The organism is Tsukamurella conjunctivitidis (genome assembly GCF_007858475.1).
Classification (GTDB): Bacteria; Actinomycetota; Actinomycetes; order Mycobacteriales; family Mycobacteriaceae; genus Tsukamurella; species Tsukamurella conjunctivitidis.
This window is the reverse complement of record NZ_VIGX01000099.1, coordinates 1-693: the sequence shown is the minus strand read 5'-3', so window position 1 is coordinate 693 and position 693 is coordinate 1. Positions and strand designations below refer to the sequence as shown.

The 693-nt window shown below is 68.7% G+C and carries 1 protein-coding gene; it reads left to right on the top strand.

Features of this window, described 5'->3' with window-relative positions:
* Nucleotides 1-693, top strand: a 693-nt coding sequence (locus tag FK530_RS24540; RefSeq protein ID WP_146489439.1) for an MFS transporter, incomplete at both ends; no start/stop codon positions are given.

Here is a 693-nt window from a genome sequence, read left to right as displayed (position 1 = left end):
TCCGAGTACGCGCCAGATGAGCGCCGCGGCTTCTTCGCCTCCATCCTCGACACAGGCTCCTACATCGGCTTCGCCCTGGGCGCCGCAGTGGTCTCCGCCATCCAGTTGGGTCTGGGACCCGAGGCGGTCCTGGGTGGGGCATGGCGCATCCCGTTCCTGGTGGCCGGGCCCTTGGGCGCGGTGGCCGTCTACTTCCGGACCAAGATCGAGGAGAGCCCCGCCTTCCAGGCCCAGCTCGACGCCCAGGAGAAGGCAGGGACCGACCGCCCGGCAGATGCCCCTTCCTCCACCGCGGACCTGGTGCGCACACACTGGCGTCCCATCCTCATTGCCATCATGCTGGTGGCAGCCGCCAACACGTCCAGCTACGCACTCACCTCCTACATGCCCACCTACCTCACGGACTCCTTGGGCTATGACGCGGTGCACGGGACGCTGCTGACCATCCCCGTGCTGCTCGTCACCGCGGCCTGCATCCCACTGGCAGGCAGGCTCTCGGACCGCATCGGCCGCCGCCCCGTGCTGTGGATCGGTTCTGCCAGCGCCGTCGTCCTGTCAGTCCCTGCGTTCCTGCTTCTGGCCCACGGAGCGATCTGGTCGACGCTGGCGGGACTCACCCTGGTGGCGGTCCCGGTGATCTTCTACATCTCCAACCTTGCCTCCGCGCTGCCGGCCCTCTTCCCGACCGCCGCC